The sequence below is a fragment of the Micromonospora sp. CA-248089 genome, from assembly GCF_050948515.1.
Lineage (GTDB): Bacteria > Actinomycetota > Actinomycetes > Mycobacteriales > Micromonosporaceae > Micromonospora.
In genome coordinates, this window is the sequence record NZ_CP192016.1 from 1,144,830 (window position 1) to 1,158,798 (window position 13,969).

The window sequence follows — 13,969 nt, forward strand, 5'->3', positions numbered from 1 at the left end:
AGCGGTCCCAAACGGGGTGACGGTCCACCCTGTACGGTCGCTACACTCCCCGAAACGCCCGAACCGCCCACGGAGTCTGGAGACGCCAGTGACCCGCGACAAGGCCGCACCGCCCGGAATTGACGTCACCGTTCCCAGCGTGGCCCGGGTCTACGACTACTTCCTGGGCGGCAAGGACAACTTCGAGGTCGACCGGAAGGTCGCCGAGCACGCCCTGCGGATCACGCCGGACGGGCCGGCCGCCGGTCAGGCGAACCGGGCGTTCCTGCGCCGGGTGATCCGCTACCTCGTGACCGAGGCGGGCATCGACCAGTTCCTCGACATCGGGTCGGGGCTGCCGACCCAGGGCAACGTGCACGAGGTCGCCATCGAGCACAACCCGGCCGCCCGTGTCGTGTACGTGGACAACGACCCGATCGTTCTGGCACACGGGCGGGCGCTGCTGGCCGCGGAGGGCACCGCGACGGTGATCCAGGCCGACATCCGGGAGCCGGAGGAGATCCTCAACGACCCGGACGTCCGTCGGTTCCTCGACTTCGACCGCCCGATCGGGCTCCTGCTGTTCGCGATCCTGCACCACATCGGCGACGACGAGGACCCGCGATCGGTGGCGGCGGCACTGATCGACGCGCTGCCGTCGGGCAGCTACGTCGCGATCTCGCACTTCCGCGACCCGGGTGAGCGGGATCCGGAGGGCTCCCGCAAGGCCCGTGAGGTCGAGCGGGTGTTCAACGAGTCGCTGGGCACCGGCCGCTGGCGTACCGACGAGGAGATCCTCGCCTTCGCCGACGGGCTGACGGTGCTGGAGCCGGGCCTGGTGCCGCTGGCCGAGTGGCGTCCCGACCCGGACGCGCCCGCCCAGCAGCAGACCGACACCTACCACACCTTCGTCGGGCTACTCGCCCGCAAGCCGTAGGGGTACGAAGCTGCGAGCGGGTGCGGGCACGTCAGCCGGGCTCCTCTTCGCCCTCCTCGAACCGTGCCAACACGGCGGACAGGTCCCGCAGGAACGCGTCAACCCGGACGCGGTAGTAACCGTGCGCGACGAGCGGCAACTCGAGCAGGGCACGTTCGACCTGTACCTTCGCCGCGAGGCGCAGCAGGAGGTCCTCGGACCCCAGTGCCTCCCGGCCCTTCTGCACGAGGGCGTCGACGGCATCCCTGTCGTATCCGCGCGCTTCGATCGGGAAGTCGGCTGAGTCGAAACGCTGCCGGACGATCTGGCGATGGTCGATGAAACGGCTGCCGCCGTACCGGGCGAGGGCGTCGGCTACCTGGTCCGTCTTCTCCCGCACGTCGTGCACTTCGAGCAGGACCAGGCAGGGCCTGTCGTCCAACGGGCTGCGGTGTGTCAGTGGAACGTCGAGGGTCGACGTGGCGGCGGGTACGAGCAGCAGCAACGGCGATGGCATCCTTTTCTCGGACAGAACCGGAGGTGGCTGGTACAGGACCAGGTGTTCGATCTCCGCCCAGGGCAGCAGCCGGTTCAGCTCGGCTGTCCGCACGGTCAAGCCTTCGAAGCTGATGTGGAACCGGAACGGCCGGACCGCCTGGACGATGCCCACGACGCCGGCGAGCATGACGAGCCCGCCGAAGATCAGCCCGCCGATCAGTCGAAGGGTGTTGCCAGCAGACAACCCGGACAGCACCATGCAGAGACCGAACGGCAGCAGGACGAGAGCCATGACACAACCGACGCGACTGCGGTGAAGGTCCATCGTCTCACCCGCGTTTCCCCGTCTTTCCTGACTGAGAGCGTGACAGGCGGGTGCAAGTTGATCGATGAGGCAGGCGGCGATCTCCCTGGCGGCGGCGCGCGGTCCTACCCCGGGGCGTGTTAAGAAGGGGCCCCGCCTCTACCGGAGACGTTGAAAGGGGCCCTTCCTTGCACGAAGCCGAGCAGGTGATCCAGCGTGTGCTGCGGGATCTGCGCGACGGCACGCACCGCGGCGTCGTCGTGGACTCGCCACCCGGTGCCGGGAAGTCCACCCTCGTCGTCCGCGCCGCGATCGAGACCGCCGCCACCGGCGACCCGCTGATGATCGTGGCGCAGACGAACGAGCAGGTCGACGACCTCATCGACCGGCTCGGCCGGAAAGCGCCGGAGCTGCGCGTCGGGCGGCTCTCCGCGACCGACTACCGGCCCACCGAGCGGGTCACCGCCCACCCGGCGGTCCGGGTCGCGGCAAAGGTGGCCGACCTGGGCGGCCCGGCGGTCACCATCGGTACGGCGGCCAAGTGGGCCACCGTCACCGAGGGGAACTGGCCGTGGGCGATCGTGGACGAGGCGTACCAGATGCGCGCCGACGCGCTGCTGCGCGTGGCGGGGCGGTTCGAGCGGGCCCTGTTCGTCGGCGACCCCGGTCAGCTCGATCCGTTCAGCACCGTGGAGACGTTCCGCTGGACCGGGCTGACCTGGGATCCGATGCAGTCGGCGGTGGCCACGCTGCTGCGGCACAACCCGGAGCTGCCGGTGCACCGGCTTCCGGTGTCGTGGCGGCTGCCGGACTCGGCCGCGCCTGTGGTGTCCGCCGCGTTCTACCCGTTCACCGGGTTCCGCGCCGGGACCGGCCCGGCCGATCGTGCGCTGACGTTCACCGAGCCCGGCGCGGCTGACGCCTACGACGCCGCGGTCGAGCTGGCCGCCGCCACCGGCTGGGCGTTGCACGAGCTGCCGGCCCGGCACACCGTGCGTACCGATGCCGACGCCGCCGCGGCCTGCGCGGAGCTGGCGCTGCGGGTGCTGGCGCGCGGCGCGGTCGCGGTCAGCGAGGCCGCCCCGGGCGGCGCGCCGGTCACCGCGGACCGGATCGCCGTCGGGGCCGCGCACCGCGACCAGGTCGCGGCCATCCGCTCCCGGCTGGGCGCGGCCGGGGCGGGCATCACCGTGGACACCGCCAACCGGCTCCAGGGCCGGGAGTACGACGTGACGATCGTGCTGCATCCGCTCTCCGGCCGGCGCGACGCGACCGCGTTCCACCTGGAGTCGGGGCGGCTGTGCGTGCTGGCGTCGCGGCACCGGCACGCCTGCGTGGTGGTGGCGCGGGCGGGGATCGGTGAGCTGCTCGACGCGTACCCGTCGACCGAGCGGGTGCACCTGGACGTACCGGTGAAGTTCCCGGACGGGTGGGAGGCCAACCAGACGGTGCTGACCCATCTCGATGCGCATCGGGCGTGACGACGGGCCGTCGCGGCAGGATCGGCGGACCGTTCGGATCTTCCGGCGGCCACTGCCGGTGGGCACGATGTCCGGATGCATCCTCACGACCCCTACCAGCAGGATCCGTACCACCAGCAGCCGTACCACCCGCCGGCGTACGTGGAGCAGCCGAGCGAGGGGATGAGCAGATGGGCGATCGTGCTGTGGGTAACGGTGCCGGCGCTGCTGGTGATCCTGTGCTGTGCCGGATGTGTCATCTCCGGGTTCGCAGGCGGGTTCATGGAGGGTTTCAACGAGGGCTACGAGTCGTCGTAGGTCGCACCGGCCGCCCTCGGCGCGCGGCGCTGGCGGCGGTGCGTTAGACAGAGATCATGACGGTGAGCGTGCTGCCCTGGCTGGGCGGGGGCCTGGTGGCGGTGGCCGCCGGTTTCCTCGCCGCGTTGCTGCCCCGGCGCCGCGCCCGGGCCGAGGGCCGGCGGGTCGCCTGGTCGTCGGCGCGGGCGGCGATCCACGACGCCACGGTCAGCCGGGACGCGTCCCCGGTGGCGCTGCCGGAGGCCGAGCGTCTGCTGGCCCGGGCCGAGTCGCTCGCCGCCGGGAGCGGCGGCGCGGACGCGGCCCGCGCGGCGGCCGAGCACGCCCGCCGCGCCGACGAGCTGTGGCGGGCCGGGCGATGACGAGGGCACGCCGGGAGCTGCTGCGCTGGTCGCTGCTGGCCGCCGCGGCGGCCGTGCTCGTGGTGTTCCTGGTGGCGCAGCGGCAGAGCGTCGAGGTCAGCTACGGGCGTTCCCCGTCGACCGCCGCGCTGCCCGAGGGCTCGGCGGGGGAGTTGAGCGACGCGAGCGTGCCGTCGGTCGAGGAGATGACGGCGCTCGTCGCGGCCGAACCGGTGGTCCGGCTGCCGGGGGCTGTCGCGCGCTGGGACGAGCAGCGGGTCCGGGCCGCCATCGGTGACCGGGGCACCCGGATCCTGGTCGCCCCGCCCGGTCTGGACGAGGCCGAACGCCGGCGGGTGAAGGACGTGGAGAACGCCGAGATCCGGATCGTCGGCACCGAGGTCAGCGGCGGGTTCTACGTGGCGTCGCCGGACGACGTGCCGGGCTGGCGGGCCCGGTTCGCCACCCGCGACGTGACCGGCCCGCTGCTCACGCTGCTGGCCACGCTGCACGAGCAGCCCCTCCCGCCGGACCGCGACGACCTGCGCTGGCGGGAACCGGCCGGCCCGGAGCTGGCCCCGGTGGTCGCCGCGCTGCGCACCACCGGCCGGTACGTGGGCTCCGGCGCCACGCTGACCCGGCTGCCGGAGAAGGCCGCGGGCACCGCGTTCCCGGACGGCGCCTGGTTCGTGGTGCTGCCCGCGCAGCCGTACGGGGAGCCGCTGCCCGCGTACGGGCCGGCGCTGCACCGGCTCGCCCCGGACCAGCCGCTTGTGGTGATGTACGGCGACTGGATCGAGTACCACGGTCCGGGCGCGGCGGACTTCGCCGAGGTGGCCACCGCGAGCTTCTACGCCCAGTTCGGCGCGCGGATCGGCCGATACGCCTACCCCCAGCAGAACGTGCTCGGCACGTACCTGGCCCAGGTCACCGACGTGCGGTACGCGGGGCTGTTCGACCGTCCGTTGCCGTACCGGCCGTTCGACCCGCTGCGGGTGGCGTTGCCGGCGCTGCCCTGGATCTTCGCCGCCTGCGTGGCGGGTTTCGTGGTGCTGTCCATCCGTACCGTGCGGGGGTCCGGCCGCCGTCCGGCCGACGTCGGTCCCGGTGGCACGCCGGCCCGGCTGGCCGGGCTCTCCGCGCTGGCGGTGGAGTTGTCGCTGCTCACCGACGCGCGCACGGACCCGGCGCTGGTCCGGGGCGTGGGCCGGTTGCGGGCGGCCCGGGACGCGTTCGACGAGGGGCTGCCCGACCGGCACGTACGCGAACTGCTGGCCGACGCGGCGGCCGAGCTGGACGACGTGGCCCGGGACGTGCGGATGCCCGGCTACCGGCCGGACGTCTACCTGCGGGCGAGGCTGTCGTGAGCCGCGTCGCGAACCGGCCCGAACGGGCGGCGGACCGTCGTGGCGGGACGGCGACCGGCCCGCGCCGGCTGCTCGGCCGCCTGGTCGGCACCGCGTTCGGCCGCGCGGTGCTCGCCTGCCTGGCGCTGGCCGGCTGGGCGCTGTGGACCGGCGGGATCCTGGACGGGCCGATCGCGCGGCAGGTGCGCGTCTCGTCGGTCTACGCGGCGCCGGGAGTGGACCTGGACCGGGCGGCCGCCGAACGGGTGATCGGCAACCGGCGGCTGGTGGTGCTGATCATGGAGCCCGGTGCCGACCTGCGGGAGGCGTGCGCCGACACCGAGCGCGCCGCCCAGGGCACACTGGTGCTGGCGATGAGCCGCGACGGCGAGGACTGGGACACCTACGGATGCTCCCGCCTCGGTGGCGACGGCGCCAAGGACCTCGGCCGGGCGATGGTCGCCGAGACCACCATCGGCCGGGGCGCTGATGCGTTCGTGGACCGGCCGGTCGAGGCGCTGAAGGTGATCGTGCTCAACTACGACCGGCTGGTCCGGGCCGGTCTGGTGCCGGACGGCGCCCGTACCATCAGCCCGTCGTTGCCCCGGTATCTGCTGGCCGGTGGCGCGGTGGCCGGGGTGGTCGCCGGTGCGGTGGTGCTCTGGTTCGGCGGCCGGCGGGCCGGGCGGCTGGCCGACGCGCGGCGGGCCGGGCGGGACGCGCGGGCCGACGAGCGGGCCGCGCTCGGTGCCGCCACCGCTGTTCTCGCCCAGCAGATCATCGACCTGGACGGGCACGCCGGGCCGGTCGCCCCGGCGTACCGGCGGCTGGCCGCCGACTACGTCGGCCTGCTCGACGAGGTGTCCGAGGTGGACGACGACGCCGCGGCGCTGCGTCGGCTCCGGGAGCGGGTCGAGGAGATGAGCCGCCGCGCGGCCGATCTCGCCGACGACGCCGCGCCCGGCCGGCGCGGGACGCGCGGACGGGGCCGGCGGTGACCCGCCGACCCCGTCGTCAGGGCGTCGTCAGCGCTGGGCGCCCACGGTCGAGGCGGCCGGCCAGCTGCCGGTGAAGACCTGGGCGGGCGTCGCGCTGCGGGCGGCGAAGCCGAACAGCGAGTCGACCCGGGAGGCCTCGGCGGAGCTGGGGTACGGGTTGGTGCAGCTCGTACCGGCGCTGCCGCCGGACATCAGGATGGCGCAGTTGCCGTTGTAGTTGTCCGGCAGGCCGAGGATGTGGCCGATCTCGTGCGTCATGATGCGCAGCGGCGAGTACTGCTGGGCCTGGTAGTAGTCGATCACCACGCGGCCGTTGCCGAGGCTGGTGCGCTGGGCGTACGAGCCGCCGCCGTAGGTGTAGGTGATCCGCAGGTTGGACCCGCACTGGGCCATGTTGATGTTGTTCGTGTAGTTGTTCCAGATCGCCGCCGCCTGCACCGCCGTGTTGGCGAACGGGCCAGCCTGGCTGATGTTGTAGCAGACGTTGCGGACGGCGGCGGAGGCCGGAGCCGGGTTGACGGCTACCGCGCCGAGCGCTGCCAGCGTCGCGGCCGCGAGGGTGGCGAGGATCCGGGACAGCTTGGGCTTACGCATGGTTCACACTCCTTGGATGGGGGGTGAGCGGAACGCCGCCAGCCTATAGATAGGCATCTATCGATATCAAGGGTTGCGGTGAACTGACCGGGCGGCGCGCCCGCGGACGTCGGCGGGCGCTCGACCTGCCGGCGGCGACCGTCGTGCACGCGCAGCGGGCTGTGGCCGGGTTGCTCCGGGCCTGACCGTCCGCCGGTGGGTGGCGCGTGAATCGGGCACAGGAACCGTCGTTCACGCCGCCGGGTATCCCCGGCTTTCCTGTCGACCTCCCGTCACGCAGGGTGTTTTTCTGATCGCTTCCGGTCGATAACGTCGGGCCAATGCCGTCGACGAAGGGCCGACGATGAACCACAACGGACACCCGCTCGACCGTCGGCGACTGCTCGCCGGCGTGGCGGCGGCCTCGGCGGTCACCGTGACCGGCCTGGCCGTCGCCTCCACCACCGGCGTTGCGGCGGCCGCACCGCGCCGCCCCGCGACTCCGCTCGTCATCCGGGACCACATCGCCACCGCCGCACTGCGCGCGCCCGGCGGGGCCGCGCTCCCGATCGCCGTCCAGGCCGACTTCCACGCCCGGCTCACCGCCTGGCTGGCGTTCTGGTCGGCGAACTCGCCGTCGGCCTGGAGCATGCCGGTGCACGTGGTCGCCCGGATCGAGGCGGCCGGCGACGCGCTGGTCCTGCACGCGATCCGGCACCGCCACGACGACGAGTTGCGGGCCGGCTTCGCCGCCGACCGGCGGGACGCCACGCACCTGGCCACGCTGGCCAGCCTGCACCACCACTTCCCGAGCGTGCGGGTCCGGCCGGACGGCACGATCCGGGTCGCCGACGGACCCGCCGGGTTCAGCGGCGCACCGGAACAGGTCGCCTTCGCGGTCGCCGCCTGCCGCGAGCTGTGGGGCGACGCGGCGACGACCGCCGACCGCTGGGCGGAGCACGCCGCCCGGGTGCTCGCCCGAGCCGGGCACCGCACCGACGCCGCCTCGCACGCCGGCTGGGCGGCCTTCACCCGCACCAGCCTGCGCCGCGGGCTGGGCACCGAATCGTACGAGTGACCGGAGGAAACACATGGCCCGCAACGAGTTCCGCTTCGTGGTCGACGGCGTCGACCTGAGCCCCGAGCAGCAGTCCCTGATCGGCGCGGAGATCCAGAAGGCCGGCCTGGCCGCCCTGCGTACCGCCGACGCCAAGCTGACCACCCCGCTGACCCTCGGCCACGGCAACATCAAGCTGCGTCCCGAGTGGCACGGGCTCTGGGTCATCGACGGCCCGCTCGCCCAGGAGCTCGGCCAGAGGATCAACGACTTCGGGTTCTGGATCCAGCGGTGACGGACGCCGCCCGGCCGGCCGGCACGCCGGAGCGGATGTGCCCGAGCACCCCGGCGTCGAACGCCACGGTGTTCCTCGGCATGATCACTCCGGCGGGCCGGGTGGCCTACGTGACCCCGGCCGTGCCGGCCGAGGTGGCACTCGCCGGGCTCGGTGACTCCGACGAGCCGATCGAGTCGCGTGCCCGGCTCGCCGGCCCGTGCGTCACCTCGTCCTGTGGCTTCTGGACCGGCTCGCACTGCGGACTGGGCGCCCGGATGGCCGCCTCGTACGCCGAGGTCGCCCCGCCCGCCGAGGAGGCGCTGCCGAAGTGTGCCATCAGGCGTACCTGCCGGTGGTTCGCCGAGCAGGGACCGGCGGCGTGCCCGGCGTGCGCCCACGTGGTCACCGACGCGCGGCTCTGAGGGCTCCCGCTTTTGTCGGACCCTTCGACTAGCGTCGTGAGGTCATGGAGCCGCGGTTCGGGCCGGAGCTGATCGGGCGGGAGCATCCCGCTGCCCTGCTGCGCGCCGAGGTGGCCCGGCTGGTCGACAGCCACGGCGGTCTCGTCCTGGTCACCGGCGAGCCGGGCATCGGCAAGACCACACTGGTCTCGGCCGCCGCCGACGAGGCCCGCCGCAGCGGGGCGCTGGTGCTCGGCGCCGCCTGCTGGGACTCCGACACCGCCCCCGACTACTGGCCGTGGGTGCAGGTGCTGCGCCGGCTGGCCCGATCCGCCGGCGACCCGAGCGGGGTGCGGGAGGCCGCCGCCGCGGGCCTGGCGGCACTGCTGGGCGAGCGCGCGGCAGGCGACGCCACCGAGCCGGGCGACGCCACCGAGCCGGGCGGCGCGACGGACCAGGGCGACGCGACGGACCAGGGCGACACGTCCGCGCCGGGCGAGGCCGGCCGGGCCGAGTTCGACAGGCACGACGCGGTGACCGCCGCGCTGGTCGCCGTCGCCCAGCACCGGCCGGTCGTGCTGGTCTTCGACGACCTGCACTGGGCCGACCCGGCGTCGCTGCGGCTGCTCCAGTTCGTCACCCAGCACGCCTGGTTCGAACGGCTGCTGCTGATCGGCACCTACCGGGACGCCGAGGTCGAGTCCGGCGAGCACCCGCTGCGCCCGTGGCTGCTGCCGCTCACCGCCAAGGCCACCACCGTCACGCTCGCCGGGCTGGACCGCGCCGAGGTGGCCGCGCTGATGGCCCGCACCGCCGGCCGGGAGCCCGCCGCGGATCTGGTCGCGGAGGTGCACCGGCGCACCGGCGGCAACCCGTTCTTCGTGGAGCAGACCGCCCGGCTCTGGCACACCCACGGTCTCACCGACACCATCGCCCCCGGAGTACGGGAGGTGGTGCGCCGCCGGCTCGACCAACTGCCCGCCGCAGTGGTCGAGGCCGTCACCGTGGCCGCCGTGCTCGGCCGCGAGTTCGACAGGCGGACGCTCGCCGCCTGCGTACCCGCTCCGGTCGCGCAGGTCGACCGGCTGCTCGGCCGCGCCGCCGCGGCCCGGCTGGTGCTGCCCCGCGAGGGCGGCCGGTTCGTCTTCGTGCACGACCTGGTCCGCGAGACGCTCTACGACGGACTGGCCGACGACGACCGGCGGGCCCGGCACGCGGCAGTGGTCCGGGCCGTCGACCGGTCGGACGCGCTCGCCGGCACGCTCAGCCCGGCCCACCTGGCCCGGCACGCCTGGCTGGCCGGCGCCGACCTGGACCCGGTACGCGCCGGTGACCTGCTGCTGGCCGCCGCGCGTGACGCCGGGGGCCGGCTCGCCGTGGACGAGTCGGTACGGCACTACCGGCGTGCGCTCGAACTGACCGGCGAGCCCGGCCGGCGGGTCCGGGTGCTGCTGGAACTGGCCGGGCTGATGGACCACACCGGCCCGCCGGCCGAGGGCGAGCGGCTGCTGGCCGAGGCCGCCGCGCTGGCCCGGGAACTGCCCGATCCCGCTGAGCTGACCCGGGTGGCGCTGGTCGCGAACCGGCAGCACTTCGCCGCCCGTCGCCGGCTCGACGCCGCCGAGCTGGTCCGGGAGGCGTACCGGCGGTTGATCGCGGAACCGGAGCCGCAGCGGCCGGTACGCGCGCTGGTCACCGACCTGATCACGGCCACCGAGACGCTCGCCCGGCACGGCCGCGACGACGAGGCGCTCACCTTCAGCCTGTGGGCCCGCCACGACACCACCTGGGGGCTCGGCACCGCGCAGGAACGAGCAGTGGTCACCGCCGAGATCCGGGAGGTGGCCCGGCGCAGTGGCGACCGGGAGACCGAGCTGTGGGCCACCGCGCTGCGCTGGGTCGCGTTGCTGGAACTGGGCGACCCGGGCTACCGACTGGAGCTGACCGCGTTCGTGACCGGCGCGCGACGCGACGACGTCGCCCGGCAGCGGGTGGCGGCGATCGCGGACACCGCCATCATCGCCGCCTTCCGGGGTGACCTCGCCGCCGCCGAGGCGGGCTTCGCCGAGGCGGAGAGCTACCGCGAGGCGACGCACTCCGAGCACGCGTTCATGACCGGCCACATGCGCTGGTCGGTGCTGCTGCTGTACGGCCGCCTCGCCGAGGCCGAGGCGGTGCTCGACCGGGTGGGTGCCGGGCACCCGCAGGCCGAGCTGCTCCGGGGGATCACCGCCGCCGAGCGCGGCGACGGGGCCACGGTGCTGCGGCTCACCGCTGCGATCGAGGTCGCGGGCACCACGTACCCCCGGTCGGTGTCGCCGCTGTGGCTGCGCCTGCGGGCGCAGGCGGCGGCAGTCGACGGCGACCCGGCGCGGTGCGCGGCGGTGCGGGCCGACCTGGCCCCGCACCGCGGGCAGTGGGCGGCGGCGCTGTTCGGGTGCGACATCGGCGGCCCCGTCGACCTGTGGCTGGCCGGTGTGGACGCGGCCCAGGGCCGGTGGAACGAGGCGATCGACTGTTACGCGGCGGCCCGGGATGCCGCCGACCGGCTGGCTGCCCGACCCTGGTCGGTGCTGGCCCGGGCCGGGCTGGTGGGCGCGCTCGCCGGGCGCGACGGGCCCGGCGACGCGGCCGAGGCGCGGCGGCTGCGGGCCGAGACGATGGCCGAGGCGCGGGCGCTGGGCATGATCCAGGTGATGGCCCGGCTGGGCGCGGCGGATCCCGCCCCGGCGGCGGCGTCCGCGGTGGCCGCGCCCGTGGCGGCCCGGCTCGGCGCGGTCGCTCCGGCCCTGGTCGCCGCATCGCCGCAGCCCGGTCGCCGCGCCGTGTCGGGTCTGTCCCGGGCGGGTGTGGTCCACGGGCGGTCGCCCGACCCCGGCGGGGGAGAGGTGGACGTGATCCGGCCGGAGTTCCGTCCGGACGGGCCGGTGTGGCGTCTCGCGTACGACGGCGTCGTGGTGCACCTGCCCGACGCCAAAGGGCTGCACGACCTGCGCCTGCTGCTGAGCCGGCCCGGCGCGGACGTGCCCGCCGTCGAACTGCTCGATCCGGCCGCCGGGCCGGAACTCGTCGCCGCGCGCCGCCTCGGGGCCGATCCGGTGCTCGACGACGAGGCGAAGGCCCGCTATCGCCGGCACCTGCGGCGGCTCGACGACGAGATCGACCGGGCGGCGGCCCGCGACGACGGGCGGCAGTTGGCCGAGTTGAACGCCGAGCGGGCGGCGCTGCTGGACCAGTTGCGTGCCGCCGCCGGGCTGGCCGGGCGCAGCCGGCGTCTCGGTGACCAGGCGGAACGAGCGCGCAAGGCGGTGACCGGGCGGATCCGGGACACCCTGCGCCGCATCGACGAGCGGCATCCGGCGCTCGCCGCCCACCTGCGCGAGTCCGTCACCACCGGCGGCGCGTGCCGATACCGGCCGGCCGAGCCGGTGCGCTGGCGGCTCTGAGCGACGAGGTGGCGGGGCCGCGTGGACCCCGCCACCTCGTCAGGTCAGCGGCGGTTGTAGCGGTACATCGTCAGCGTGCCGAACACGACCACGAAGAGGGCGCTCCAGAGCAGCATCCACATGGTGCTCGGGCCGTCCATCGAGCCGGCCATCGCCGCGCGGACCGAGGTGACGAGTTGGGTGATCGGGTTGACCTTGACGAACGCCTGCAGCCAACCGGGCATGGTGGACGGTTCGACGAACACGTTGCTCAGGAACGTCAGCGGGAACAGCACCATCATGCTGGTCCCCATCACCGACTTCTCGCTGCGCAGCACCAGACCGAAGAACGTCCACACCCAGGAGAACGCGAACGAGAAGACCACCAGCAGCCCGATTCCGGCCAGCACCCCGAGCAGCCCGCCGTCGGGACGGAAGCCGAGCACCACACCCACGGTGAGGATGACCACGGCGGCCAGCACGTAGCGCAGCACGTCGCCGAAGATCATCCCGACGAGCGCCGCCGGCCGCCAGACCGGCAGCGTACGGATCCGGTCGAAGACGCCCTTCTCGATGTCGGTGTTCAGCCCGACCCCGGTGTACATGGTGATCATGACGACGCTCGTGACCATGATGCCGGGCAGGAAGAACTGGAGGTACGCACGCGGGCTGTCGGCGAGCGCGCCACCGAACAGGTACGTGAACATCAGCACCATGATGATCGGGAACGCGGTCACGTCGAACAGCTGCTCCGGCACGTGCTTGATCTTCAGCAGCGCGCGCCAGCCGAACGTCAGCGACGCCGACAGCGCGCTGGGCCGGGCCGGCCGCTCGGCCGGGGCGAGCACAGTGGCCAGCGCGTCGGCGGACGGCATGTAGACGGACGGCGCCCGCCCGGTGGTGATCGCGGTGTCGCTCATCGCGCCGCCTCCAGTTCGTCGTCCCGCTCGTCCGCCGGGACGGCCGGGTGGTCGGTCAGGGCCAGGAAGACCTCGTCCAGGCTGGGCTGGCCGAGGGAGAAGTCGTCCACCACGATGCCGGCGGCGGCCAACTCGCCGAGCGCCCGCGCCGCCTGCGTACCGGCCTCCAGGTCGGTGCCGTGCTCGCCGACGCGGGCGGTCAGGGCCACCGGGTCCGCGGCGAGCTGCACCGGTACGCCGAGCGACGCCCGCAGCACCTGCTCGGCCTGTGGCCGCTGCTCCGGATCACGCAGCCGGATGTGGACGCTGCCCGCGCCGATCGACGCCTTCAACTCGCCCGGGGTGCCCTCCGCGATCACCCGGCCGTGGTCGACGACAGCGATCCGGCCGGCGAGCTGGTCCGCCTCGTCCAGGTACTGCGTGGTCAGCAGCACTGTCGTGCCGTACGCCACCACCGCCCGTACGATCGCCCACACCTGGTTGCGGCTGCGCGGGTCCAACCCGGTGGTCGGTTCGTCCAGGAACAGCAGGTCCGGCGTGTTGAGGATGCTCGCGGCGATGTCGATGCGCCGCCGCATCCCGCCGGAGTACTTCTTGACCTGCCGTCCCGCCGCCTCGGTCAGCCCGAACGCGGCCAGCAACTGGTCGGCCCGGTCGCGGGCGCCCGCCCGGCCCAGCCCGAGCAGCCGCCCCAGCAGGACCAGGTTCTCCGCCCCGGTCAGGTCCTCGTCCAGCGAGGCGTACTGGCCGGTCAGGCTCACCCGGGAGCGCACCGCGTCGGCCTCGCGCACCACGTCGTGCCCGAAGACCCGAGCCGTGCCGCCGTCCGGGCGCAACAGCGTCGCCAGCACCCGTACGGCGGTGGTCTTCCCGGCGCCGTTCGGGCCCAGCACGCCGTAGACGGTGCCGGCGGGAACGCGCAGGTCGAACCCGTCGAGTGCCCGGGTCGAACCGAAGGACCGGACCAGGCCCTCGGCCTCCACGGCCGGGCCGGAGTTCCGGTTGCTCATGAATCACTACCTCTCTCGTCGGTGTTCTCGACAGGCGTACGGGCGTGCCGCCGGACCGATCGCCTGTTTCAACGAGGCCGCAGAGCTTGTGGTGTGGTGCCGGCCTCACCCCGATGGCGCCAGACGGCCCGCCAGATCCGATCTGG

At 74.1% G+C, this 13,969-nt stretch carries 14 protein-coding genes; 10 read left to right on the forward strand and 4 right to left on the reverse strand.

Annotated elements, in window-relative coordinates; translation table 11 throughout:
• Nucleotides 1–88 precede the first annotated feature (88 nt).
• Nucleotides 89–916, forward strand: a complete 828-nt coding sequence (locus ACQP26_RS05675; RefSeq protein ID WP_269701880.1) for an SAM-dependent methyltransferase — start codon at nucleotides 89–91, stop codon at nucleotides 914–916.
• A gap of 31 nt (nucleotides 917–947) precedes the next feature.
• Here the strand turns inward: ACQP26_RS05675 and ACQP26_RS05680 are convergent, their stop codons facing one another.
• Nucleotides 948–1,685 carry a hypothetical protein gene (locus ACQP26_RS05680; protein ID WP_433495138.1) on the reverse strand — a complete coding sequence of 246 codons (738 nt, stop codon included), beginning with the start codon at nucleotides 1,683–1,685 and terminating at the stop codon, nucleotides 948–950.
• Nucleotides 1,686–1,885: 200 nt separating this feature from the next.
• Here ACQP26_RS05680 and ACQP26_RS05685 point away from each other — a divergent pair, with 200 nt between their 5' ends.
• The 5 genes from ACQP26_RS05685 (at nucleotide 1,886) to ACQP26_RS05705 (ending at nucleotide 6,160) form a co-directional block, all read left to right on the forward strand.
• The gene (locus tag ACQP26_RS05685; RefSeq protein ID WP_433495139.1) at nucleotides 1,886–3,178 is read left to right on the forward strand and encodes an AAA family ATPase; all 1,293 of its coding nucleotides are present in this window, start codon (nucleotides 1,886–1,888) and stop codon (nucleotides 3,176–3,178) included.
• Between the two features lie 75 nt (nucleotides 3,179–3,253).
• Nucleotides 3,254–3,475 (forward strand): hypothetical protein, encoded by a 222-nt coding sequence (locus tag ACQP26_RS05690; RefSeq protein ID WP_433495140.1) that lies wholly within the window; start codon nucleotides 3,254–3,256, stop codon nucleotides 3,473–3,475.
• Between the two features lie 56 nt (nucleotides 3,476–3,531).
• Nucleotides 3,532–3,837 (forward strand): DUF6403 family protein, encoded by a 306-nt coding sequence (locus tag ACQP26_RS05695; RefSeq protein ID WP_433495141.1) that lies wholly within the window; start codon nucleotides 3,532–3,534, stop codon nucleotides 3,835–3,837.
• Nucleotides 3,834–5,183, forward strand: a complete 1,350-nt coding sequence (locus ACQP26_RS05700) for a hypothetical protein (protein ID WP_433495142.1) — start codon at nucleotides 3,834–3,836, stop codon at nucleotides 5,181–5,183. Before ACQP26_RS05695 ends, ACQP26_RS05700 begins: the two co-directional genes overlap by 4 nt.
• Nucleotides 5,180–6,160: a hypothetical protein gene (locus ACQP26_RS05705; RefSeq protein ID WP_433495143.1), complete on the forward strand. Its 981-nt coding sequence runs from the start codon at nucleotides 5,180–5,182 to the stop codon at nucleotides 6,158–6,160. The genes ACQP26_RS05700 and ACQP26_RS05705 overlap by 4 nt, the downstream gene beginning before the upstream one ends.
• 27 nt (nucleotides 6,161–6,187) lie before the next feature.
• Here the strand turns inward: ACQP26_RS05705 and ACQP26_RS05710 are convergent, their stop codons facing one another.
• Nucleotides 6,188–6,754: a snapalysin family zinc-dependent metalloprotease gene (locus ACQP26_RS05710; RefSeq protein WP_269701864.1), complete on the reverse strand. Its 567-nt coding sequence runs from the start codon at nucleotides 6,752–6,754 to the stop codon at nucleotides 6,188–6,190.
• 343 nt (nucleotides 6,755–7,097) lie between these two features.
• Here ACQP26_RS05710 and ACQP26_RS05715 point away from each other — a divergent pair, with 343 nt between their 5' ends.
• Genes ACQP26_RS05715 through ACQP26_RS05730 form a run of 4 tightly spaced genes read left to right on the forward strand, consistent with a single transcriptional unit; the run spans nucleotide 7,098 to nucleotide 11,914 of the window.
• Nucleotides 7,098–7,811 carry a hypothetical protein gene (locus tag ACQP26_RS05715; RefSeq protein ID WP_433495144.1) on the forward strand — a complete coding sequence of 238 codons (714 nt, stop codon included), beginning with the start codon at nucleotides 7,098–7,100 and terminating at the stop codon, nucleotides 7,809–7,811.
• A gap of 13 nt (nucleotides 7,812–7,824) precedes the next feature.
• The gene (locus tag ACQP26_RS05720; RefSeq protein ID WP_269701860.1) at nucleotides 7,825–8,085 is read left to right on the forward strand and encodes a hypothetical protein; all 261 of its coding nucleotides are present in this window, start codon (nucleotides 7,825–7,827) and stop codon (nucleotides 8,083–8,085) included.
• Nucleotides 8,082–8,489 carry a hypothetical protein gene (locus ACQP26_RS05725; protein ID WP_433495145.1) on the forward strand — a complete coding sequence of 136 codons (408 nt, stop codon included), beginning with the start codon at nucleotides 8,082–8,084 and terminating at the stop codon, nucleotides 8,487–8,489. Before ACQP26_RS05720 ends, ACQP26_RS05725 begins: the two co-directional genes overlap by 4 nt.
• A gap of 44 nt (nucleotides 8,490–8,533) precedes the next feature.
• Complete coding sequence (locus tag ACQP26_RS05730) at nucleotides 8,534–11,914, forward strand: AAA family ATPase (RefSeq protein ID WP_433495146.1); 3,381 nt, start codon at nucleotides 8,534–8,536, stop codon at nucleotides 11,912–11,914.
• 44 nt (nucleotides 11,915–11,958) lie between these two features.
• Here the strand turns inward: ACQP26_RS05730 and ACQP26_RS05735 are convergent, their stop codons facing one another.
• Nucleotides 11,959–12,813, reverse strand: coding sequence for an ABC transporter permease (locus ACQP26_RS05735; protein WP_433495147.1), 855 nt, complete (start codon nucleotides 12,811–12,813; stop codon nucleotides 11,959–11,961).
• Nucleotides 12,810–13,823, reverse strand: coding sequence for an ATP-binding cassette domain-containing protein (locus tag ACQP26_RS05740; protein WP_433495148.1), 1,014 nt, complete (start codon nucleotides 13,821–13,823; stop codon nucleotides 12,810–12,812). Before ACQP26_RS05740 ends, ACQP26_RS05735 begins: the two co-directional genes overlap by 4 nt.
• Nucleotides 13,824–13,969 lie beyond the last annotated feature (146 nt).

Coding starts and splice junctions, on each gene's coding strand:
- ACQP26_RS05735 (WP_433495147.1), bottom strand. CDS start 12,813: ATGAGCGACACCGCGATCACCACCGGGCGGGCGCCGTCCGTCTACATG.
- ACQP26_RS05700 (WP_433495142.1), top strand. CDS start 3,834: ATGACGAGGGCACGCCGGGAGCTGCTGCGCTGGTCGCTGCTGGCCGCC.
- ACQP26_RS05740 (WP_433495148.1), bottom strand. CDS start 13,823: ATGAGCAACCGGAACTCCGGCCCGGCCGTGGAGGCCGAGGGCCTGGTC.
- ACQP26_RS05680 (WP_433495138.1), bottom strand. CDS start 1,685: ATGGCTCTCGTCCTGCTGCCGTTCGGTCTCTGCATGGTGCTGTCCGGG.
- ACQP26_RS05690 (WP_433495140.1), top strand. CDS start 3,254: ATGCATCCTCACGACCCCTACCAGCAGGATCCGTACCACCAGCAGCCG.
- ACQP26_RS05695 (WP_433495141.1), top strand. CDS start 3,532: ATGACGGTGAGCGTGCTGCCCTGGCTGGGCGGGGGCCTGGTGGCGGTG.
- ACQP26_RS05715 (WP_433495144.1), top strand. CDS start 7,098: ATGAACCACAACGGACACCCGCTCGACCGTCGGCGACTGCTCGCCGGC.
- ACQP26_RS05730 (WP_433495146.1), top strand. CDS start 8,534: ATGGAGCCGCGGTTCGGGCCGGAGCTGATCGGGCGGGAGCATCCCGCT.
- ACQP26_RS05720 (WP_269701860.1), top strand. CDS start 7,825: ATGGCCCGCAACGAGTTCCGCTTCGTGGTCGACGGCGTCGACCTGAGC.
- ACQP26_RS05710 (WP_269701864.1), bottom strand. CDS start 6,754: ATGCGTAAGCCCAAGCTGTCCCGGATCCTCGCCACCCTCGCGGCCGCG.